Source organism: Ruminococcus sp. RTP21198st1_G1_RTP21198_201120 (assembly GCF_040924265.1).
GTDB classification, from domain to species: domain Bacteria; phylum Bacillota; class Clostridia; order Oscillospirales; family Ruminococcaceae; genus Hominimerdicola; species Hominimerdicola aceti.
The window spans coordinates 32,299-54,347 of the sequence record NZ_JBCOMH010000004.1 but is presented as its reverse complement, the minus strand read 5'-3'; the positions used below and the strand labels follow the sequence as shown (position 1 = coordinate 54,347).

Annotated in this window: 24 protein-coding genes; 8 read left to right on the top strand and 16 right to left on the bottom strand. The window is 43.3% G+C overall.

Annotation, left to right across the window (positions count from 1 at the left end; all coding sequences use genetic code 11):
* Window positions 1-14 precede the first annotated feature (14 nt).
* The 9 genes from AB5627_RS03660 to AB5627_RS03620 all read right to left on the bottom strand — a co-directional run bounded on the left by AB5627_RS03660 (window position 15) and on the right by AB5627_RS03620 (window position 8,002).
* Window positions 15-1,283 carry a dihydroorotase gene (locus AB5627_RS03660; RefSeq protein WP_022286637.1) on the bottom strand — a complete coding sequence of 423 codons (1,269 nt, stop codon included), beginning with the start codon at window positions 1,281-1,283 and terminating at the stop codon, window positions 15-17.
* Window positions 1,284-1,372: 89 nt separating this feature from the next.
* Window positions 1,373-1,852, bottom strand: a complete 480-nt coding sequence (locus tag AB5627_RS03655; RefSeq protein WP_265290409.1) for a hypothetical protein — start codon at window positions 1,850-1,852, stop codon at window positions 1,373-1,375.
* A gap of 39 nt (window positions 1,853-1,891) precedes the next feature.
* Entirely contained in the window at window positions 1,892-3,559 is a 1,668-nt protein-coding gene (gene ilvD, locus AB5627_RS03650) for a dihydroxy-acid dehydratase (protein ID WP_022286635.1), read from the bottom strand.
* A 42-nt stretch (window positions 3,560-3,601) separates the two neighbouring features.
* Window positions 3,602-4,087, bottom strand: coding sequence for a hypothetical protein (locus AB5627_RS03645; protein ID WP_368369677.1), 486 nt, complete (start codon window positions 4,085-4,087; stop codon window positions 3,602-3,604).
* A 44-nt stretch (window positions 4,088-4,131) separates the two neighbouring features.
* Complete coding sequence (locus AB5627_RS03640; protein WP_368369676.1) at window positions 4,132-4,932, bottom strand: hypothetical protein; 801 nt, start codon at window positions 4,930-4,932, stop codon at window positions 4,132-4,134.
* A 24-nt stretch (window positions 4,933-4,956) separates the two neighbouring features.
* Window positions 4,957-5,916, bottom strand: a complete 960-nt coding sequence (locus tag AB5627_RS03635) for an ROK family protein (protein WP_022286632.1) — start codon at window positions 5,914-5,916, stop codon at window positions 4,957-4,959.
* Between the two features lie 28 nt (window positions 5,917-5,944).
* Window positions 5,945-6,190 (bottom strand): hypothetical protein, encoded by a 246-nt coding sequence (locus AB5627_RS03630; protein WP_117858428.1) that lies wholly within the window; start codon window positions 6,188-6,190, stop codon window positions 5,945-5,947.
* Window positions 6,191-6,200: 10 nt separating this feature from the next.
* On the bottom strand, window positions 6,201-7,157 hold the full coding sequence (locus AB5627_RS03625; RefSeq protein ID WP_022286630.1) for a type I phosphomannose isomerase catalytic subunit: 957 nt from the start codon (window positions 7,155-7,157) through the stop codon (window positions 6,201-6,203).
* Between the two features lie 128 nt (window positions 7,158-7,285).
* Window positions 7,286-8,002 carry a hypothetical protein gene (locus AB5627_RS03620; RefSeq protein ID WP_265290410.1) on the bottom strand — a complete coding sequence of 239 codons (717 nt, stop codon included), beginning with the start codon at window positions 8,000-8,002 and terminating at the stop codon, window positions 7,286-7,288.
* A gap of 304 nt (window positions 8,003-8,306) precedes the next feature.
* On the opposite strand from AB5627_RS03620, the gene ruvX reads away from it, so the two are divergent.
* Window positions 8,307-8,738: a Holliday junction resolvase RuvX gene (gene ruvX / locus AB5627_RS03615; protein WP_022286628.1), complete on the top strand. Its 432-nt coding sequence runs from the start codon at window positions 8,307-8,309 to the stop codon at window positions 8,736-8,738.
* Complete coding sequence (locus AB5627_RS03610; protein ID WP_117958015.1) at window positions 8,701-9,561, top strand: metallophosphoesterase; 861 nt, start codon at window positions 8,701-8,703, stop codon at window positions 9,559-9,561. Before ruvX ends, AB5627_RS03610 begins: the two co-directional genes overlap by 38 nt.
* On the opposite strand, the gene AB5627_RS03605 is transcribed toward AB5627_RS03610, so the two are convergent.
* From AB5627_RS03605 to ylxM, 6 genes are all read right to left on the bottom strand, one after another.
* Window positions 9,520-9,876: a sulfite exporter TauE/SafE family protein gene (locus AB5627_RS03605; RefSeq protein ID WP_147339929.1), complete on the bottom strand. Its 357-nt coding sequence runs from the start codon at window positions 9,874-9,876 to the stop codon at window positions 9,520-9,522. The genes AB5627_RS03610 and AB5627_RS03605 overlap by 42 nt on opposite strands.
* 33 nt (window positions 9,877-9,909) lie before the next feature.
* Window positions 9,910-10,269, bottom strand: coding sequence for a sulfite exporter TauE/SafE family protein (locus tag AB5627_RS03600; protein WP_022286625.1), 360 nt, complete (start codon window positions 10,267-10,269; stop codon window positions 9,910-9,912).
* Between the two features lie 54 nt (window positions 10,270-10,323).
* A complete protein-coding gene (locus AB5627_RS03595; protein ID WP_022286624.1) occupies window positions 10,324-10,557 on the bottom strand; it encodes a KH domain-containing protein in 234 nt (77 codons plus the stop codon).
* Between the two features lie 113 nt (window positions 10,558-10,670).
* Complete coding sequence (rpsP, locus tag AB5627_RS03590; protein WP_022286623.1) at window positions 10,671-10,913, bottom strand: 30S ribosomal protein S16; 243 nt, start codon at window positions 10,911-10,913, stop codon at window positions 10,671-10,673.
* Between the two features lie 67 nt (window positions 10,914-10,980).
* Entirely contained in the window at window positions 10,981-12,348 is a 1,368-nt protein-coding gene (ffh, locus tag AB5627_RS03585; RefSeq protein ID WP_022286622.1) for a signal recognition particle protein, read from the bottom strand.
* Window positions 12,349-12,381: 33 nt separating this feature from the next.
* Window positions 12,382-12,777, bottom strand: coding sequence for a YlxM family DNA-binding protein (gene ylxM, locus AB5627_RS03580; protein WP_022286621.1), 396 nt, complete (start codon window positions 12,775-12,777; stop codon window positions 12,382-12,384).
* Between the two features lie 207 nt (window positions 12,778-12,984).
* On the opposite strand from ylxM, the gene AB5627_RS03575 reads away from it, so the two are divergent.
* The 3 genes from AB5627_RS03575 (at window position 12,985) to AB5627_RS03565 (ending at window position 16,456) form a co-directional block, all read left to right on the top strand.
* Window positions 12,985-13,953, top strand: a complete 969-nt coding sequence (locus AB5627_RS03575; RefSeq protein ID WP_022286620.1) for an aldo/keto reductase — start codon at window positions 12,985-12,987, stop codon at window positions 13,951-13,953.
* A gap of 1,585 nt (window positions 13,954-15,538) precedes the next feature.
* A complete protein-coding gene (locus AB5627_RS03570; protein ID WP_022286619.1) occupies window positions 15,539-15,895 on the top strand; it encodes a DUF1292 domain-containing protein in 357 nt (118 codons plus the stop codon).
* A 429-nt stretch (window positions 15,896-16,324) separates the two neighbouring features.
* The gene (locus AB5627_RS03565; RefSeq protein WP_256321068.1) at window positions 16,325-16,456 is read left to right on the top strand and encodes a hypothetical protein; all 132 of its coding nucleotides are present in this window, start codon (window positions 16,325-16,327) and stop codon (window positions 16,454-16,456) included.
* Here AB5627_RS03565 and AB5627_RS03560 read toward each other — a convergent pair.
* Window positions 16,449-17,267: a sporulation initiation factor Spo0A C-terminal domain-containing protein gene (locus AB5627_RS03560; RefSeq protein WP_022286618.1), complete on the bottom strand. Its 819-nt coding sequence runs from the start codon at window positions 17,265-17,267 to the stop codon at window positions 16,449-16,451. The two genes, AB5627_RS03565 and AB5627_RS03560, sit on opposite strands and share 8 nt — an antisense overlap.
* A gap of 614 nt (window positions 17,268-17,881) precedes the next feature.
* Here AB5627_RS03560 and AB5627_RS03555 point away from each other — a divergent pair.
* The 3 genes from AB5627_RS03555 (at window position 17,882) to AB5627_RS03545 (ending at window position 21,920) form a co-directional block, all read left to right on the top strand.
* A complete protein-coding gene (locus AB5627_RS03555) occupies window positions 17,882-18,298 on the top strand; it encodes a PH domain-containing protein (protein WP_368369675.1) in 417 nt (138 codons plus the stop codon).
* A gap of 68 nt (window positions 18,299-18,366) precedes the next feature.
* Window positions 18,367-19,437, top strand: coding sequence for an FkbM family methyltransferase (locus AB5627_RS03550; RefSeq protein WP_022286616.1), 1,071 nt, complete (start codon window positions 18,367-18,369; stop codon window positions 19,435-19,437).
* A gap of 11 nt (window positions 19,438-19,448) precedes the next feature.
* Window positions 19,449-21,920, top strand: coding sequence for a glycoside hydrolase family 2 protein (locus tag AB5627_RS03545; protein WP_022286615.1), 2,472 nt, complete (start codon window positions 19,449-19,451; stop codon window positions 21,918-21,920).
* The last annotated feature ends 129 nt before the right edge of the window (window positions 21,921-22,049 follow it).

The following is a 22,049-nucleotide window of genomic DNA, read 5'->3' as shown; positions in this document are numbered from 1 at the left end:
CGGATATTTTTATATTAAAGCTCAAAAACGAGCTTTCCTCTGCATATTGTGTACATTACCTTGCCTTTGAGCCTTGTGCCTTTGAACACGCTGTTTTTGCTCTTTGAATTAAGCTCCGCAGGGATAACTTCCCATTCATAGTCAGGGTCAAAGATACAAAGATCGCATCTTTCGCCCACTGCTATCTTGATAGGCTCAAGTCCCATTATCTTTCTCGGATTTACCGACATTATCTCTGCTATCTTGTCAAGACCGCACTTGCCGCTGTGGTAAAGTTTTGTGAGCGTTGCCGCAAGGGAAGTTTCAAGTCCAACGACGCCGTTTGGGGCTTTCTCAAAGTCAGCCTTTTCCTCTGCGGAGTGTGGAGCGTGGTCGGTGATGATGCAGTCGATAGTGCCGTCAAGAACAGCTTCCTCAACAGCCGCCCTGTCCTCCTCAGTTCTAAGCGGCGGCGACATTCTGAAATCTGCGTCACGGGCTAAAAGCTTTTCGTCTGTGAATGTGAAATAGTGCGGCGCAGTTTCACAGGTGACCTTAACGCCGTTCTTTTTCGCCGCTCTTATGATGTTCACAGAGCCTTTGGTGGAAACGTGGCATATGTGAACTCTCGCATTACAGCTCATTGCAAGGCATATCTCACGGGCTGTGATATAGTCCTCAGAGGCTCTGTCCATGCCCTTTACTCCAAGCTTTTCGGATATCTCGCCCTTGTTGATGATACCACCGTTTATTATCTTCAAGTCCTCGCAGTGAGAAGTCACGATAAGACCGTTCTCGTTAGTCTTTTCGATAGCCTGACGCATAAGCTCAGCGTTCTCAACAGGTCTGCCGTCATCTGAAATGGCGGTAACTCCTGCGGCTTTGAGTGCGTCATAGTCGCAAAGCTCCTGACCTTTCATGCCCTTTGTAACGCAGGCGATAGGGAAAACGTCGATACCTGTTTTCTTTGCCTTTTCAAAAACGTATTTCACGCCCTCAGGGGAGTCGATAGGCGGTTTTGTGTTCGGCATACAAGCGACGCCCGTGAAACCGCCAGCCTTTGCGGCGTTCGCACCTGTGATGATGTCCTCCTTGTAGGTAAGACCTGGGTCACGAAAGTGAACGTGCATATCGAAAAGCCCAGGCAATGCACAAAGTTTGCCCTTTGCGTCGATAACTCTCTGAGCATGCTCGTCAGTTTTTCCAAGGCTGACTATCTTTCCTCCGTCAATGCCTATGTCCGTTATACCGTCAAGCCCTGTCTGCGGGTCGCAGGCACGGATATTTTTGATCAGTAGCTCCATTTTTACTCCTTTTTTTTATCTTAATCAAGTCTTTACTGCACAAAAGCTGCGGCTAAACATATCGTTCAGCCGTAGCCCTTGAAAATTCGTTATTTGCCGTCGTAGAACGAGCCTTCGGAGTCTTTTCTCTCGCATGAGTAAACTCCGTCAGAGTTCTGGAAAATGAACTTGCAGGTAGCGACCTTGTCGCCCTCGTCCTCAGACGGTACAGAAAGGTTTTTGTAGGAAATAGTCGAGAAGAACTTCATTCTCAGACCGATGTCAACAGTTGTATCTCTGTCAGACGGATTTACAAGAAGCTGTATCTTTCCGCTTCCCCCGTCCTCCTGAATTTTAAACCAGCCCTTTGCGATAACTGATTTGTTATCAGTGTGAGTGATAGTGAAATCACCCTCGTCAGAGAACTCAAAAGTGATGTTTGCGTCCTTATCTGTCCATGTTCCAGAGATAAGCTCTCTTGAATCGCCTGATCTTGACGGCTGATTGAATACATATGTACAGATGAAAACACCTACTACTACAAGAACTACAAAGAGTATTCCAAGCAAGCCTGAAATGAATTTTTTCATATTATTCCGCCTTTCTCCCTTATTATTTTGTATCGGATATTAGTCCTTTATCTGAAGTATAGCACCTCTGTTTGCAGAAGTTACAAGTGAAGCGTATCTTGCAAGATAGCCTGTTGTTACCTTTGGCTGTCTTGGCTTCCAGTTCTTTCTTCTTTCAGCAAGCTCTTCGTCAGATACTTTAAGTGTGATAGAGCAGTTGTCGATATCTATTGCTATCATATCTCCTTCTTCAACAAGTGCGATAGGACCGCCTACGGCTGCCTCAGGTGAAACGTGACCGATAGAAGCACCTCTTGAAGCACCGCTGAAACGTCCGTCAGTGATAAGTGCAACAGTTGAGCCAAGACCCATGCCTGCGATAGCAGATGTAGGATTGAGCATTTCTCTCATTCCAGGACCGCCCTTTGGTCCCTCGTAACGGATAACTACAACGTCGCCCTCAACTATCTTGCCGCCTCTGATAGCAGCGATAGCGTCCTCCTCGCAGTCGAATACTCTTGCAGGACCTTCGTGGGCAAGCATTTCAGGTGCAACAGCTGAACGCTTAACAACGCAGGTGTCAGGAGCAAGATTTCCTCTGAGAACTGCGATTCCGCCTGTCTGTGAGTATGGATTGTCTATTGGTCTGATAAGTTCAGGGTTCTTGTTTACAACGCCGCTGATGTTCTCGCCTACTGTCTTGCCTGTGCAGGTCATGCAGTCAGTGTTGATAAGGTTTTTCTTGTTAAGCTCACTGAGAACTGCATAAACTCCGCCTGCTTCGTTGAGGTCTTCCATGTATGTGTGACCGGCAGGAGCAAGGTGACAGAGGTTTGGCGTTCTCTTTGATATCTCGTTTACAAAGTCAAGGTCAAGCTCTACTCCGCACTCGTGAGCGATAGCAGGGAGGTGAAGCATTGAGTTTGTTGAACAGCCAAGCGCCATATCAGCTGTGATAGCGTTGATGAAAGCGTCCTTTGTCATGATATCTCTTGGTCTGATGTTCTTCTTGTAAAGCTCCATTACCTGCATACCTGCGTGTTTTGCAAGCTTGAGTCTTTCAGAATATACAGCAGGGATAGTGCCGTTTCCTCTAAGACCCATGCCAAGAACTTCTGTAAGGCAGTTCATAGAGTTTGCAGTGTACATACCTGAACAGCTTCCGCAAGTCGGACAGGCTTTGTTCTCAAATTCCTCAACGTCATCAAGAGTGAACTTGCCTGCGTTGTAAGTACCAACAGCCTCGAACATACTTGAAAGGGAAGTCTTTTTGCCCTTAACGTGACCAGCCAGCATTGGACCGCCTGATACGAAAATAGTAGGAACGTTTACTCTTGCGGCTGCCATGAGCAGACCAGGAACGTTCTTGTCGCAGTTTGGTATCATAACAAGAGCGTCAAAGTGATGAGCCAAAGCCATGCACTCTGTTGAGTCTGCGATAAGGTCACGGGTAACGAGAGAATATTTCATTCCCATGTGACCCATAGCGATACCGTCGCAAACAGCGATAGCAGGGAATACAACAGGTGTTCCGCCTGCCATTGCAACGCCCATTTTAACAGCTTCAACTATCTTGTCAATGTTCATGTGACCAGGAACTATCTCATTATATGAAGATACGATACCAACGAGAGGTCTGTCCATTTCTTCCTTTGTCATGCCAAGAGCATTGAAAAGTGATCTCTGTGGAGCTTTGTCTACTCCGTCACAAAAATAATTACACGCCATTTTTTATTACCTCTTTTGAAAAATATATTACTGAGAGCGGTATTATTCTCCGTCCTCATTCTCTTTTGTTTCAGCCTCGTCTGAGCTTTCCTCTGTCTTTGCAGGGTGCAGACGCTTTCTTACACCGTATGCAGAGCAGTATTCGCAAACGATATCCAGCACTGAGAATATGATAAGCATAAAATTCATTGAGAAGATACCTGTCACAAGCACGAATGCCGCAGGGATAATGAAAAGCGGGATCCCAGTGCCGTAAATATCTTCAAAATGATTGCCTTTTTTATACTGCCTTATCCAAAGCACCCAATAAAGTGCGATAACGAGCAGTGCAACAACAGCCAATATTATGAAAAGCAGCTTGCTTGAAAAGCCTATCTCGTAATCTCCGATAGCAAGGCACATATAGCCTATGCAGCCAAATCTGCCCACACACTTTGCAATGAAAACGATAATGTTCTCGTCCTCAAGCTCAGGCTTGTCGGCAGGGGTCTTGAAACAGGCTGCTATCACAGGTATCAGCAAAAGCAAAGTAGGTATAATCCTATATTGAACTTCATTTTGTTTTGTCCTCCTTAGCGGAATGGTCTGTGCTCCACTTCTAATACTTCTCTCTTCATTGTGCGGACAGCCTCATCAACAGCCGCCATAAGCTTTTTCTCAAGTGGAGTGCCCACAACATTATGAGTGTAGCTTACGGTGAAACAGGTCTTGAAGTCAGGCATATAGTCGTAAAGCGGACAATAATAGAAATATTCAATCTTACCTCTGTTTTCGACTTTTGCCTTGAAGCGTGCTCTTGGACCCATGTCATTGACAGGCAGGAACATCATTGCATTTTCAGGTACGCCGCCCTTATCAAATTTCTCTGCCATGTTATAGATTATTTCGTCATCTACATCTAAAACTCTAAAAAGCGGAGTATTTGAGTCAGAGTAATCTGCATCATAATCATCATCAATGGTCGGAAGATATGACGCCAGATAGTGTACATCTCCGGCCGTTTCAAGAAAATCTCCGCTCAGGTTGAATGTTACCTTCACTCTTATCTCAGCGTTTTCACCGTCAAAAACCTCAAATTCTATTTTCCTTGACGGCTTTGCAGGAATGCTCGCTGTGTCAAGAACTTCCTGCGGTGTGGTATATGTCGGTCTTGTATAAGCACAATTGCTTCTCTTGCTTGAACTTGTGCTTGAAGTGGCAGTGCTTGGTTTGCTTGAAGTTGTGGTGCTTGAAGAGCCGTTTATAGCCTCGTTTTTCTTGTCCATAGCCTGATTGAACAGGTCTTTAAGCCCTGTCGGGCCGTTGCCGCTTTTTGCCGCAGCGTTGTCGATAGCGTCTACAGCACCTTTTAATATCTTGTCGAAAAGTCCCATTTTGAATTCCCCTTTATATCTTTATTACTTTTTGTGTGAAAGTCCAAGGAATGCCGCACCTATAATGCCTGCGTCATTTCCAAGCTTTGCAATAACTATCTCAGTGTTCTTTGCTGAATTCTTTGTGTAAATTTCCTTAGCCACAAGCTCTTTCAGCGGCAAAAGCAGAGGGTCGCCCTCGTTGCATACGCCGCCGCCGATACAGAGAATATCAGGCTGGAAGATGTTTATTGTGTTTGTGATTCCGCAGGCAAGATACTTTATGTATTTGTCAACAACTTCCTTGCCTGCCTTATCGCCTGCTCTCATGGCGTTGAACGCAGTTCTTGCAGATACCTTGCCGTCCTCTTCGTTCATTTTCCACATGATAGAGTCTTTGTCCTCGAACATAGCCTCTTTTGTCATTCTTACAAGACCTGTTGCAGAAGAGAATACCTCAAAGCAGCCGTGTCTGCCGCAAGTACACTGCGGACCATTAGGGTCGATAACAGTGTGACCTATCTCAGCACCGGCAAAGTTGAAGCCTGAATATATCTTTCCGTTAATGATTATTCCTCCGCCAACGCCTGTGCCGAGAGTGATGCAAACAGCGTCGTTCGCACCCTTTGCTGCACCTGCAACATACTCGCCGTATGCCGCAGCGTTAGCGTCATTTTCAACATAGCAAGGCTTGTCGATAAACTTCTTCATAAGGTCAACAACGTGGAAGTTAAGGAAACCAAGGTTGTTTGAATACTCAATAACGCCAGTGTCAGAATTTGCAGTGCCAGGTGTGCCGATACCTACAGACTCTATCTGCTCTATCTCCAGCCCTGCGTTCTTTACAGCTTCCAAAGCGACCTTAGCCATATCCTCGCAGATCTCCTCCGCAGGTCTCGGCAGATTGGTCTTGCAGGTAGCCTTTGCGATTATCTCAAATTCTTCATTTACAACACCTGCTTTGATGTTAGTGCCGCCAAGATCAATACCAATGTAATACTTCATAATAATTTCTCCCTTTTATTTTCTGAGCTTACTGAGCGTTATCGCTCTCAGTGTCATCGTCATATTCGTGAAAGTTTATCTCTTCCTTTTCCTCTTTTGGCTTTTGGGCTTCAGCCTTTTTTGCTATGGCGTCATATACCAGAAGATACACAAGCTCCAGCACTACAAAGCTGATAAGACCTATCCAAAATGAGCTTGCCACAAATCCGATAATAAAAGCGATCACAAGTGCGCCAAGCTCACCTATCTCTTTTTTTAGGTCAAGTTTAAGCATTTATCTCACCTTAGTCTATCTTTGTAAGCACGAATGTGCATTTGCCCTCAACAGTATACTTGCCTGTGCCTGCTGAAATGAATACACTTTCGCCCTTCTTTGCAGAAACAGTTTCGCCACCGCTGATAACAGGCTCGCCCTCGAGAACGAGAATACTGTTGAAACTGTTTTCGTCAGCGTCAAGCTCAGCCTTTGTTTCAACGTTCACTCTGTATGTTGTGAAGTATTCGCATTTTGAAAGAAGCTTTATGTCATAGCCGTCCTTCTTCTCGACAGGTGTCTCAGGATACTGCTCAGCAGGAGCAAGCTTTGTTACGTCAAGAGCCTTGTTAACGTGAAGCTCTCTAGGCTTGCCGTCATTGCCAACTCTGCCATAGTCATAAATTCTGTATGTAGTGTTTGAGTTCTGCTGTATCTCAGCAATAAGGATACCCTTGCCGATAGCGTGAAGCGTGCCGGACTTGATGAAGAAAACGTCGCCCTTCTTAACAGGTACAGCGTTTGTTACTTCAAGAAGCGTGTTGTCAGCGATCCTTCTTGCAAATTCTTCCTTTGTTATCTCATGCTTGAAACCATAGAGAAGAGTTGCACCCTCGTCACAGTCAACAACATACCACATTTCTGTCTTGCCATATTCGCCTTCAACTCTCATTGCATAATCGTTGTCAGGGTGTACCTGTACAGAAAGATTGTCCTTAGCGTCAATGAGCTTAATAAGGATAGGGAAGTTCTCAAATCTTTCGCAGTTCTTGCCAAGAACGCCCTTGCCTGCCTTTTCGATATACTCATTGAGTGTCAGACCCTTGTATTCACCGTTAGCCACAACGCTTGGACCGTCCTTATGACAAGAAAGCTCCCAGCTCTCTGCGACCTTATCATAATCGCACTTTTTGCCGTACTCATCTCTAAGTCTGGTACCGCCCCAGATGTAGTCCTTAAATGCTGGATCAAGTTTAAATATTGACATTTTATATAGCCTCCAATTATTAAATATACCTCTTAATATAATACCATAACTCCGTCTATAAGTCAATATTTCTGGTATAAAAAAAGCAGGAGAACGAACTGCTCGTCCTCCTGCTGATAGCGTTATTTTTATTTCTTCTCGTCCTCACCATTCTTAGGCTCGTCAAAAAGGTTTTTCTTGTCTACAAACTTGCCGGTGCTTACGTCAAAGGCTTCGCTTGACTTCTTGTTCATGATTATCACAATTACCACAACTGCGATAGCAATTCCTGCAATGACCGCAATAACTATGATAATAGGGTTTGTTCCCTTTGAGTCTTTTTCTTCCTTTTCTGCATAAGTCTTTGTCTTGCAGTTCGTTACCGTTATGCCTGTTACTGTTATCTTTGCTCTGTCAGTTGCACCGATTATGATGTTGTATACCTGACTGAAATCGTCCGTGCCGTATGCAGTTGCAATAGATTCAAAATCATATGTAGCTGATGAATCGTCAAACTTCACAGGTGCTATCTTTGCCCATACCGCACCGTCCTGAGCGGCTGGTGTAGTGGTGTTGTCCCAGCTCTGGAAAATAAGCTCAGCATTGTATTTGTTTCCTGCCTTTTCGTTTATTTCCTCGCTCTTGAATGTGACGATTATCTCTGAATCCTTTGTAAGCCTTGTTGCGTTGAAAGTTGCCTGATCGACAGTGATAGACTGTTTCCAATTGCTACAAGTCTCTGCGGAAGAGCAGTCGATAGTAACGTCTTCTGTTTCTGCATTTTCGGCAAAAGCAGTCAGTGTGCATGAGAATATTGAAGCGCAGGCGATGATAGCAGACATTGCTACTGATAAAAATTTCTTCATTTTTCTTTTTCCTTTCAAATTCTTATATAATATAATTTTGCACAAAACTTAGCCCTGATATTTGTGCATACCCTCTGATAATAAAGCATTATAACATAATTAAAAATAAAAATCAATAACCATAATGCACAAATAATCACAGTATTTAAGGAACTATTTTACTTTTTTAAGCAAATGGTATGCAGAGAACTCTTCGACATTGCGCTTTTTGCAGTTTAATTCCCAAAATCCTGCTTTAGGACTTGTTTTACAGACAGTGTTATGATATAATGATAAGAAAAGTCTTGATATAGAGGTGCGCAAAATGAAAATAATGGCAATAGATTATGGCGACGCAAGAACAGGCTTCGCAATAAGCGACCGCTCGGAGTTTCTTGCTTCTCCTATCGGCACTGTTCCTGAGAGAAACGCCGAAAGGCTTGCAGATAAGGCGGCTCAGACGGCGGCTGAATACGGTGCAGGTGAGATAATAGTAGGTCTGCCTATAAACATGAACGGCACAGAGGGACCAAGAGCAGAGAAGTGCAGGGCGTTTGCCGAGCTTTTGAAAGAGCGTACCGACCTGCCGGTGAGAATGTGGGACGAGCGTTCCACTACTGTCACAGCACACAATATCCTTAACGAAACAAACGTCAGGGGAAAGGCAAGAAAAGCTGTTGTAGATACAGTTGCCGCAACGATAATTTTGGAGGGCTATCTTGAATACAGAAGAAAAAAAGCAAAGCAGGCTGACTAAAAAACAGAAAAGAAATATCATCATAGTGATAATAGTGCTTGTGGTAATGGTATTAGCCGACTTTGTGTGGTCTAATACCTATATCGAGGTGAAAAAGCTGTCAGCGCATTTTGATAACTTGCCTGAGGGCTTCGAGGGCTGTAAGATAGTTCAGATATCTGACTTCCACAACGAGTGGGGCAAAGGCTACATAGATAGGCTGACGGAAAAGGTCAAAGACTGTGAGCCTGACTATATCTTTGTCACAGGGGACAGTGTTGACCAGATATTTCCCGATGTTGACCGCTCGCTGGAGCTTATGAAAAAGCTTCCTGACATATGTCCTGTCTATCTTGTTATGGGCAACCATGAATATAATCTTTCTCAGGAGGAAAGGGAACAGTTTGTTGCAGGCTGTGAAAGCTATGGTGTAAACGTCCTCTATAACGAGCATACCACACTTACACGAAATGGTGATACTATAAGCCTGTTGGGCTTTGACAATATGGAAAATGACAGCGAGGCTTTTTCTCAGGTCACAGAGGATTTTGTCATACTGCTAAACCACTATCCTGAGGATTGCAACTATTTCAGTAAGACCGCAGTGCAGTATGGAACGCATATAGACATAGACTTCACAGGTCACGCACATGGCGGACTTATAAGGCTTCCCTTTGTGAATGGTCTTTATGCACCTGGTCAGGGTCTGTTCCCGAAATATACCGACGGCACTTACGACGTGAACGATACAACGCTTGTGGTGTCAAGAGGAGTAGGCAATAGTGGCTGGACACAGCGTTTTTCAGACCCTTTTGAACTTGTGCTTTTCACTCTTGAAAAATAACTCTTTCAGTCCCATTAGGATAAGGAAAATACCGAAAGCTTTTGAAAGCAGGCTTTGCTCTATCCTGTTTGCAAGCCATGCTGATATGATAACAGCGGCCGTTCCCCACAAAACTGCGGGAACGGCTTTTTTCCATTCCACAAGCTTGTTTTTTGTGTGAAGCACAAGGCTTATTATTGCGATAGGGATAAAAAACACAAGGTTTATCCCCTGCGCCGCTAGTTGCGAAAAGCCTGCAAAGACCGTCAGATAAACTATAAGCACCATTCCGCCCCCAAGACCCATGGAGGCAAAGATACCGGTGAGAAAAGCCACCGCACATATTGTATACCAAGCCGTAATATCACCCTATTTCATAAATATCCTCACGCCTGCAATTATCATAAGTGCGCTGAAAATGCGTTTTAGCAGACTGTTTGAAAGCTTTTTCATGAGCATTGCGCCCACTGCCGCACCTGCTAGACCAAGGGGTATGAATTTCACTGCCTGGGAAAAATCAAGACTTCCGCCCTTGAAATATACAAGTCCGCTTATAATAGACAATGGAAGCGTTATAGCAATGGACGTGGCATGAGCTTTTTTCGCCTCGCTGCCGCCTTTTTCAAGCATAGGCACTGCTATCATTCCACCGCCCGAGCCGAAAAAACCGTTGCATATACCCACGGCTATACCCGTCAGCGCATTGAAGCATTTTTTATTTATACGCAAAAAAATCACCCCATACTATTATCTGTACGGGGTGATGATTTATTCACTGAACTATCAGTCTATCTCTACCATTATTTTCTGATCTACACGGGAAGCACCGGCACGCATTACGACTCTTATAGCCTTTGCGATCCTGCCCTGCTTGCCGATAACTCTGCCCATATCGTCTGGAGCAACGTGAAGATGATAAACCACGATACCCTCTGCGTTAGGCTCGTCAACAACGACCTCAACAGCGTCCTTGTTTTCAACAAGCTCAGAAACTATAGTTTCGAGTAATTCTTTCATAAAAATATCTCCATTCTCCCACGAAAATGCGGCAGGGAAGCGTTTTCCCCGCCGAAAACGGCAAGCGAAGTGGTGGGATAGGTGGCTCGCCGTCTGAATTGTCTTGTCAGCTATTAGATAGTGCCGTTCTTCTTGAGAAGAGCCTTAACTGTATCAGTTGGCTGTGCACCGTTAGCGATCCAAGACTTTGCCTTTTCGTCGTCAACCTTGAGTACAGAAGGTTCCTTAGTTGGGTCATAGTAGCCCAGCTCTTCGATGAAACGTCCGTCTCTTGGATATCTTGAATCAGCAACTACGATTCTGTAGAAAGGAGCCTTCTTAGCACCCATTCTTCTGAGTCTGATCTTTACTGCCATTGTATTTTCACCTCCATAAAAAACTTCATATATCAAATCAATCACTTGATTGCTGATAGCTTATCAACTATTGTGGCATTCCGCCGCCAAGTCCTTTGAGAAGTGCCGCTCTGTTTCTTCTGGATTTCTTTCCGTGAAGATTTCCGCCGATACCGAACTGCTTCATCATTTTCTGCATCTGTTCAAACTGCTTAAGAAGCTGATTTACGTCAGATACCTGCGTACCGCTTCCGGCAGCGATACGTCTTTTTCTCTTAGGGTCAATGATCGCAGGCTTTTCTCTTTCAGCCCTTGTCATTGAATTTATCATAGCCTCAGTCTTTTTCAGCTGAACCTCGCCCTGCTCCACCTGCTCGTCTGTTACCTTGTTTGCGCCTGGAAGCATTCTGATAATGGATTTCATAGAGCCCATTTTCTGTATCTGCTTCATCTGCTCCAGCAAGTCGTTAAGGTCAAAGCCCTTTTCCTGCATTTTTTCTGCAAGCTTTTTGGCGTCCTTTTCGTCAACTGTCTGAGTAGCTTTCTCAATAAGTGTGAGCATATCGCCCATGCCAAGTATTCTTGAAGCCATTCTCTCAGGGTGGAAAGCCTCAAACTCGTCAAGCTTTTCGCCCATACCAACGAACTTGATAGGCTTACCTGTTACAGCAAGCACTGAAAGCGCCGCACCGCCTCTTGTGTCAGAGTCGAGCTTTGTAAGGATAACGCTGTCGATACCAAGAGCCTCGTCAAAGCTTGAAGCTACCTTTACAGCGTCCTGACCGATCATAGCGTCAACAACGAGCATTATCTCGTTCGGCTCAGCGATCTTCTTGATGTCTTTAAGCTCGTTCATAAGCTCCTCATCAATGTGAAGACGTCCTGCCGTATCTATGATAACAAGGTCATTGCCGTAATCCTTGGCGTGCTTGATACCCTCTTTTACTATCTTTCGTGGGTCTATCTGACCCATTTCAAATACTGCGACTTCGGCTCTCTCTCCCACAACCTTTAGCTGTTCAATAGCCGCAGGTCTGTAAACGTCGGCTGCTATAAGCAGAGGACGTTTGCCCTCTTTCTTGAACATCTTCGCAAGCTTTGCAGCGTGCGTTGTTTTACCTGAACCCTGAAGACCGCACATCATTATTATGCAAGGCGGCTTGTTAGGGAAGTTTATCTTCGAGTTAGCCTCGCCCATGAGCTTTATAAGCTCGTCATTAACTATCTTTATGACCTGCTGACCAGGAGTAAGGCTCTTTAGCACTTCCTCGCCAACGCTTCTCTCTGTTACCTTGGCAATAAAATCCTTTACTACCTTGTAGCTAACGTCAGCCTCAAGCAGAGCCATTTTAACTTCACGCATTGCCTCTTTTACATCGGCTTCGCTAAGTTTACCTCTTGATTTAAGACGCTTGAACACGCCGTTTAGTTTTTCTGAAAGTCCTTCAAACGCCATAAGCTGTCCTCCGTATAATTTTTTTATCTATATCTATTCTTCTTCGGTATATTCTGCGTTGTCAAATTCATCAAGCTTAGAATCGAGATTTTCAAGAAGCACTATCACCTTTTCAGCGATATCTCTCGCATAATTCTTTTTTTTACACTCGTTAAAAACGTCCATAGCCTGAGCCTTGAACTCTTTAAGCTCTGCCAGATAAGCCTCCTGCTGTTTTAGCAGACCTAGCTTTTCTTCATAATCAGCCATTGCAGTTTCACATTTTTTTATAGCGTCATGAACGCCCTGTCTTGAGATATCTAGCTGAGCGGCGATCTCTCCCAACGACAGATCGTCATTGTAATAAAGATCCATGATCTCGTTTTGTTTATCAGTGAGCAGGCAGCCATACAAGTCGAGCAAAACGCTGTTTTGCAAATTTTTACTCATACCGCTTACCTCCTAATGGATTTCTGTAAAGTCATAAACCTTTACAATTATATATCAAGTTTACCGACTTGTCAAGGGGTTTTTATGAAAAAATAAAATTTAACAAAATTCTGTGGAAAAAGTCCTTTTTATATGGTATAATAATATATTGCTAGACATAGTGATGATAAATAGTATAGGAAATTGTATGCCAAGGGGGAAGAGTGTATGATAAGCTATGTGTTGAAAAACGACAGATATGAAATGAAAGTCCCTGCCCTGACTTTTGGTGCGGCAGGTTTTGAGAGAAACGATTGTGACGATGTGTATTTTGAGTTTCTCGACAAATATGTAGAGCTTGGCGGCTGGTGTATCGATACCGCAAGAGTTTACTGCGACTGGCTGGAGAATGGTCACGATTCCAGCGAGGGCGTAATAGGCAGATGGCTCAAAGCCAGAAACAATCGTGATAAAATTTGTATTGCCACAAAGGGCGGTCACCCTGAAATGGGTCATATGGACGAAAGCCGTCTTAGCAGGGAAGAGCTTACCAAAGACCTTGAGGAAAGCCTGAAGGTCTTGGGCGTTGACTATGTGGATATTTATTTTCTTCATCGTGACGACCCGAAGATACCTGTGGAAGAGATAATGCCAGTTCTCAATGATTTTTATGAGAGCGGAAAGATACATTTTATAGGCGTTTCAAACTGGACAACTCAGAGGATAGAGGAAGCGAATAAGTTTGCAGAGGAAAACGGCATGGAGCCTATCAGGATCAGTCAGATAAACTACAGCCTTGCACATTCGAGCGTTGAAACTTTCGGTGACAATACTCTTGTTTGTATGGATACAAAGGAGTTCCGCTGGTACAAGAAGCATGATTTTCCTGTTATGGCGTTCTCACCGCAGGCAAAGGGCTTTTTTGCAAAGCTTGCAAAGGGCGACGCTGCAAACAATCTCCCTGAGGGACAGTATGCAGGCCCTGCTAATCTTGCAAGACTTGCAAAGGTAAAACAGCTCAGCGAGCAGACGGGGGACACTCCGGCAAAGATAACCCTCGGCTATCTGAACAGCCAGCCGTTTTTTGTATCGTCAGTTTTCGCAGTAACAAAGCTGTGGCAGCTTGACGAGGATATGGAAGCGCAGGATCTTACATACGATCCAAAGACAGTTGCTTTCCTTGAAAATATGATATAAAATAAAAGCACTCTGCATTGACCGCAGGGTGCTTTCTTGTTTTCTTGAATATTGTAGGGGACGGCGTCCTCGACGTCCCACCTCTTGCACAAAAAAACTTAACTATGTGATATCTGAATACACCACATAGTTAAGTATGTACGTTCATATTGATTATGCCATTGGTATTACGCCCTTCTGAAAATTCTAGTCGTAAACTCATGCTAAATTGTACTTTGGACTCACGCCTTTCAGTAAAATTCTGTCCGCATAATATAAGCTATTCCATTGGATCTATTTCCTTTCGGTAAAAATAATCTCTAAGTGCAAATTACCTTTCCATTGGATTTATTTCCTTTCAAAATATTAAGTTATGCCTCAGTGGATAAAACTTAACGTGCCATCGGACTTAACACCTTTCGTGAAAATTTATTGTCAATGAAACTTATCACATTTCCATTGGAATTATCGCCTTTCGCATAATTTCAAGATCTTATGCTCATCATATCAGATAAGCCTTGCTGAAGTAACTGGCGGATTCACCTCCAAATATCAGATGTTCAAAAGCCTTGAGTGCATTTTCATAACGCACCACTCCTTCAGTATTTTATATGATCTTTAGAAAAATCTTAGTCAGTAAATCAAATCAGTAAGAGCATTAAGCTCGTAAATTTCTTGGCGGACTCACTCCATTCTATTTCATGTTCAAGTTCCTTTTGTGCATTTTCATATGCACCACTCCTCGAAATTTATTTGATTTTTATAGCTCTGTGAGCTTTTTATGTTCAGAAGCTAAATTTTACATTGGAATCACTCTTTCAGTTTATTTCTTTACCTCTGAAAAGCTGAAATTGTGCATTGGAAACACTCCTGTCTAAATTTTATTTGCAAACCTTCTGTAACCGATCATGTCGATCACTCCTTATATAAAAGTTGCAAAATATTCAATTGTAAATTTGAGAGTATCCTTAAATTGCAGTAACTCTGTGCTGTGATTAATCCATGAGGCTCTGCAATTTCTTCCTGTGTAAATCATATATGTCTGGATTCCTGTCAGCTCATTCGTCTGCGTCTTGATCCTTTCTTACTTTAAGAAATTGCCGAGCCTATGGATACTCTCCTGGATCTCTGATGCGTCCATTGGACTCGCTCCTTTCATATCTTATTAGGTATCCGATGAGCCTGCCCGCCTGCTGAACTGTAGTGTACCTAGTGTCGGGTATATGCTGTGTCCATCGATCTGCCTGTGATATATAAGGAAAACCTCTTGCCTCACTTCGCTTTGCCGTGCCCTCTGAAATCGTTACTGTATCGTCAGACCGTTGACCGTTTCAGCGAACCCTGTTGTCTGCTTTTGTTTGGCTCTTTGTTTTTCCTTGACTATACTATACCACATCTTTTGTTACTTGTCAATAGTTTTTCTCAACTTTTTTGTGATTTTTATATTTAATATTACTTTTACAAAATGCGCTTGACTTTGATTTTGCAGTGTAGTATAATTAAAGTGTTGCGGTGGTCAGAAACAGTCTTTCTGTTCTGATTTTTTCGATATATCCCACTCAGAAAGTGCCGATATACCGCACAAGATCATGTTAGGAGGATAATTATGGATAACGAGTTTCTGCCGGACCTCTACGAGCTGGAGGACGAAAATGGTAATAAGCAGACTTTTGAGCTGTTGGACGCAATGGAATATGGTGACGAGAAGTATTATGCTCTCACTCCTTATTATGAGAACGGTGACGAAGCCCTTGAAGATTCAGGCGACGTTGTGATACTCAAGGCTGAGTATGACGAGAACAATGACGAGATACTTGCTTCTATCGAAGATGATGACGAGTATGAGAAGATTGGTCAGATGTTCATGGAGCGTATCGATGAAATGTTCGAGTTCGATGATGAGGACGAAGACGATGATTGCGGCTGTGGCTGCGGTTGTCACGATCACGACCACCTGTCATAAGAAAAATATCTCAGCATATAGGCTTGTCAATATGTAAAATGTACAATTTTATGTACTTTGATTTGCTGAAATTACCTATTGATATTATGGATATGTTGTGATATACTAAATAACAGAAAAAGATTCCTGCCTTGTGCGAACAAGCACAGTTATTATAAATCCAACACTTCTAAAAAGGGATTCAGACTCTGGAAAGGGATTGCAGACCTCCCGAACGAAACCGCATTTGCCGTTTCGGAAACGGACGAAGGGAGCGTGAAGCTTTCAGGCTGTTTTACCCACCCTGCTTTTATAGCGGGTTTATCGGCTGTGCGACGGCAAGGCGGCTTTTACTTAAACACTGAGCGTACCGATTTTTCGGTACGCTTTTTTGTGTCATAAAAACCATGTCGGCATAAAATGAGATAACGGAGCGTCTGCAGTGATCGTATGACAGTGGGTGACGCAGCCGAAGATCTGCGTCCGCAGGGCAGCCCGTTGTCATTTACTGCAGGACGTTTCGTTTATATAGAAAAAAGCCGCTGTGCCTGTGGGCATAACGGCTTTCTTCTTGTCAGATAAATAAATTACTTTCGCTAGTATGTTCAGCGGTTGCTGATAATGCCTTTTCCGCTGGATATTTGCTGTTTATGTATTCGGCGGCAACGAAAATAAATTCGCTGTTCGTGGGGTAGTGGTCAGGTCTTATGGCGAAATTACCGAATATCTCGGCTTTGTCTTTGTCATGAGCCTTTTCCCAACCGATCCTTATGGCGGTGCGCATGTTTCTTTCAACGCTTACTGTGGTTACTCCATGTGCCGCCGCTATCTCTGGATAAATGACCTTTGTGACACGTCTGTTGGCTTTGTCTGTCGTAAGAGCCATTTTTATTGCCTCTTTAATGTAGCCATAGCCGTTATAATTCGGAGTTATGCATAACCGCTTCATTACGGTGGATATAGCAGATTGTATGTCGCCATTGGTGTACCCCTCATCAGAGCTTCGTGTTATTGTGATGTTCAGATCTGCAGAATCGTCAGGACACTGAAGCGCTCTGAGTGCGTTTTTGATATCCGCACAGCTTAGAGGACTTTTTATTATCATGTCTGCGTATTTTGCAAGTCCATTGTTGGTTTTTCTGTCGGAAAGCATGATTATTTTCAGCTTAGGACAAGCCCCTTTGAGATTTTTGCACAGCTCGTAGGGAAACTCAGTTATTTCTGAAATTATCAGAAAATCAGGTTTGCTTTTAAGCACCTCAAGCTGTATCTCCAGTGGATTGTAGTCTGACTGCGCAACATTGTACCCCTGTTTTTTCAGATAGTCTGCCACCTTCATGCCGGCCTGATTGAGGCTTCCGACAAGGATTTTGATCACGTCTTTTTTACACATTTTAAATCTTCCTCCGGTTTTTTTATTTTTTTAACTTTATACTACACTTGCAGTATAACATTTTTACGATATAATTTCAAGTTTTTTACTTAATTTTCTTGCTTTTTGTACTATGTTTTAAGAAACACGCAACAATCTATACATAGTAAATAAACAAATGTCGGTTATGACCAAATTTTAAATGAGATAATTGTGCAAATATTGTAATTTACACAGAGAAAATAAGCTTTTGTGTCGTTTAAATCAATACATTATATGAATAAATTGACGATTCATTATATTTTACATCAACTTTACATTGTTATGAAAGCTCATTTTATGTAGAAAAAAGTCGAAAACGCCAGCAAAGATTGCTATATAATTAATTAAATATTAAAATAAATGCATGATATTATATTTGTTAATATAAATATAATCAATTAGAAATATGTATATGAATAGTATTTTTACATAGCTTTTACAAAGGATAATTTCTTGACAAAAGCTTTATTGCGTGGTAAAATATACGGGAGGATCGTTGCAAAAACATGGTCAGCAACTTTTTTGTGCCACCAGTTTGCAATGATGTCTTTGTAAAAAATTATAGATCATCTTGAGGGAGGCGACGTCGTTTTATGAAAAAAGACGTTATCAATTACATTTGGACAGATAAGAAAAGAACGATTTTTGGTCTGCCTATATCATTTACAAGATATTTTCTCACAGAAGATAAGTTTATAACACGCAAAGGTTTTCTCAGCATAGAGGAAGACGAGCTTGACCTTTATAGGGTCATCGACAAAAAGCTTGTCCTGCCGTTCGGACAAAGAATGTTCGGCTGTGGCACAATAGTAATGAATGTCAAAGACGTTGATACGCCTATTAAGGAAGTCAAGTCCATAAAAGCGCCAAGAGATGTGCTTGCACGGCTTGATAAGTATATCGATATAAATCGTGATAGATACCGTGTAAGGGGCAGAGATATGGTCGGCGGTGACGGCGGTCATTGCCATGATCATGATGATTTTGATATCGATGACGATATCATATAAAGTTCTATAAGAATAAGGGGCTTTCGCAGATCTTTCTGTGAGAGCCTTTTTTGGAGAGGAAAGTGTGAATGTTTTCAAAAGAATATTTTCAGTCCCTTGAAAGCTCGTGGGACAGGCTCAAGACCTGCGAAAAGCCGATATTCATATACGGCATGGGCGATGGAGCGGAAAAGCTTCTTGATGAATTTGATAGACTTGGCATAAAATGCACAGGTGTTTTTGCAAGCGACGATTTTGTCCGTGGACAAAGCTTCAGAGGGTTTAAGGTGCAGACTTTCTCACAGGTGCAAGCGCAGTTTGGGGATATCACAGTTGTGCTTGGCTTTGGCACGAGCCTGCCTGAGATAATGGAGCGTATCGACAATATTGAAAAAAGCTGCGAGGTCATAGTGCCGGAAATGTGCGTTGCAGGCGATGAAAATTTCAGCAAGGAAAAGCTTCTCTCAATGTATTCTCAGGCTGAAAAAGCTTACCGTCTTTTTGATGACGATATTTCAAAGCTTACCTTTGAAAAACTGACAGCGTTCAAGATAACAGGCAAGCTTTCTTATATCCGTGAGATATTTACGGATAAGGACAAGATAACCGAGATACTTCCCCTTGGAGAAAACGAGATATACTGCGACTTGGGAGCATACACAGGCGACACTGCCGCAGAGCTTATCTCACGCACAGGGGGAAAGTATGAGAGAATATATGCCCTCGAACCTGAGAGAAAAAACTTTCAGAAATGCCTGAAAAATCTAAAAGCCAATGACAATATAAGCTTTTATAACGCCGCCGCATGGAGCGTAGATACCGAACTTAGCTTTGCAGGTGGCGCAGGCAGACAGGGCAGAGTAGATGCCGCAGGAAAAAAGGTTCGTGCAAGAAGTCTGGACAGCGTTCTTGCAGGCAAAAAATGCACCTATATAAAATATGACGTTGAGGGAGCAGACCTAGAAGCTATCAAGGGCAGTGAATATACCATTTCACGCTATGCCCCCAAAATATGCTGTGCCTTGTATCACAGACCATATGATTACATCACCCTGCCTCTGTATATAAACAGCCTTTGCAAAGGATACAAATTCTATATTCGTCAGGAAAGATACTACCCCGCATGGGAAACAAACCTTTTCTGCGTCCATGATAAATAAGGAGAAAAATAATGAGTATAACAGTAAGCCTTAACGATAACTGGAAAATGAAAAAAGCAGGCTCGCAGGAGAGCTTTGATTGCAAAGTTCCATGCTCTGTATATAAGACCCTGCTTGACTATAAAAAGATACCCGACCCATATTATCGTGAGAACGAGTATATCTCAACACAGATATGTGATGATGATTACGATTTTGAAACCACATTCACCGCAGACAAGGCCGCAGTGGAGTGCGAGAATACTGTCCTGCACTTTGACGGCATTGATACCATAGCAAACGTCTATCTCAACGGCATTCACCTCGGCAGAGTGAACAATATGCACAGAGTGTGGGAGTTTCCTGTCCATGGTATTATCAAAGAGGGGGACAACACTCTCACAGTGAAAATAACCTCGCCAAACAGATACATAAAAGAAATGGACGAAAAACGTCACCTTTGGGGCGTTGACTCCACCATGACAGGCTATACACATATAAGAAAAGCCCATTGTATGTTCGGCTGGGATTGGGGTCCAATGCTCCCTGACATGGGAATATGGCGCAGTGTATCCCTTATCGTCCCAGATGCAGGACGTATACTTGACGTCTACTACAGCCAGAAACATACCGAGAACAAAGTGACTTTGAAAGCCCTTTTGCATATAGAAAACCACGGCTGTAAAAAAGCTATGGTGGAAATATCCGACCCGCAGGGCAATATCACCGCAAAAGCCGACATAAGCCTGGAGGAAAGTGCAGAATATTATGAAACAGAGCTTGTGATAAACGACCCTCAGCTTTGGTGGGTGAACGGCTATGGCGAACAGCCACTTTATAGCTGTGCCGTGACTTTGTATGATGAAAATGACGCTTGCACAGATAAAAATACACAGCGCATAGGTCTTAGAACTTTAACTGTCAGCCGTGAAAAAGATCAGTGGGACGAGGAGTTCTGCTTTATAAACAACGGTGTGAAGATATTTGCCATGGGCGCAAACTATATCCCCGAAGACCAGATAGTCACACGCTGTAACGAGGAGAAAACAAGAAAGCTCCTTGCAGACTGCAAGGCCGCAAACTATAACTTTATAAGAGTGTGGGGAGGCGGTTATTATCCTGACGAGTATTTCTATGACTACTGCGACGAGAATGGTATCATAGTATGGCAGGACTTTATGTTCGCCTGCTCTGCATATCTGCTCACAGAGGAGTTTGAAGAAACTGTCCGTGGGGAAGTTCGTGACAACGTTATCCGCCTGAGAAACCACCCCTCTCTTGGTCTGTGGTGTGGCAACAACGAGATAGAATCCGCATGGGAATATTGGGGTCTTCCCGAGGACGAGGAAGCAAAGCGTGACTATCTTATTATTTTTGAGGATATTATCCCACAGGTGCTTAAAGCCTATGACCCCTGCGAAAACACCTTCTATTGGCCGTCATCACCTTCATCAGGGGGAGGCTTCAAGGACGCTTCCTCAAACCATGCAGGTGATATGCACTATTGGGACGTTTGGCACAACTTCAAGCCTATCGAAGCGTTCAGAGAGTTCTATTACCGTTTCTGTTCGGAGTACGGCTTTGAAAGCCTGCCTGATATAAAGACCTGCCGTGCCTTTGCTGATGAAACAAAGGGCGACTTTGACCTTTGCTCACCAGTTATGGCGGCACATCAGAAGTGCGTTCAGGGCAACGAGAAGATAATGTACTATCTCGCTCAAATGGTAAGATATCCGTACGATTTCAAACAGCTCATCTATTCCTCACAGCTCGTTCAGGCGGATTGCATACGCTCAAATGTTGAGCATATGAGAAGAGCGAGAGGCAGATGTATGGGCTCTGCCTATTGGCAGGTGAACGATTCAAACCCTGTTATCTCGTGGTCAAGTATCGACTATTTCGGCAGGTGGAAAGGTCTGCATTATTATGCAAAGCGTTTTTACGCTCCATGCCTTATCTCCTGCGACGATACCGATAGAAAAAAGCCTGTCCTTAATATATCTAACGAACGCATGACAGCCTTTGAGGGCGTGGTAAAATGGACGCTGAGAAACAATAAAGCTGAAATTTTGCAAAGCGGAGAAAAATCCGTGAACATTCCGGCTCTTACCGCACAAAACGTCCTTGACATAGACCTTTCGCAGGAGCTTGTCAGCCGTACCGACCCTCGTGAAAAATATCTCGAATATTCCATTATGGAAAACGGCAAGGTGTTGAGTTTTGGCACAACGCTCTTTGTGCGCCCGAAAGAATTTACATTCTTAGAGCCTGCCATAACTTACGGCATTTCCGAAAGCGAGGATAAATTCGCCCTGACATTCTGTGCCGAGAATTACGCCAAAAGCGTCTGCCTCAGCCTGAAGACCGCAGATTGCGTTTTCTCTGACAACTGGTTCGATATCCACGGAAAAGAGCCTGTTACCATAATGATAGACAAAGCCTCCCTCAGCAGAAAAATGACAGCGCAGGAGCTGTCCAGGGAGCTTGAGATAATGCACAATTAGGGCTGTGATTTCAAAGGCTCTGCCTTGTCACCAGCAGTGAAAAGTCGATGCGATCATTAGCAAAACAAAAGCAATGCGGGCGAACGCTGTTCGCCACTACATAAAAAAGTTATATCACACATTTTGTAG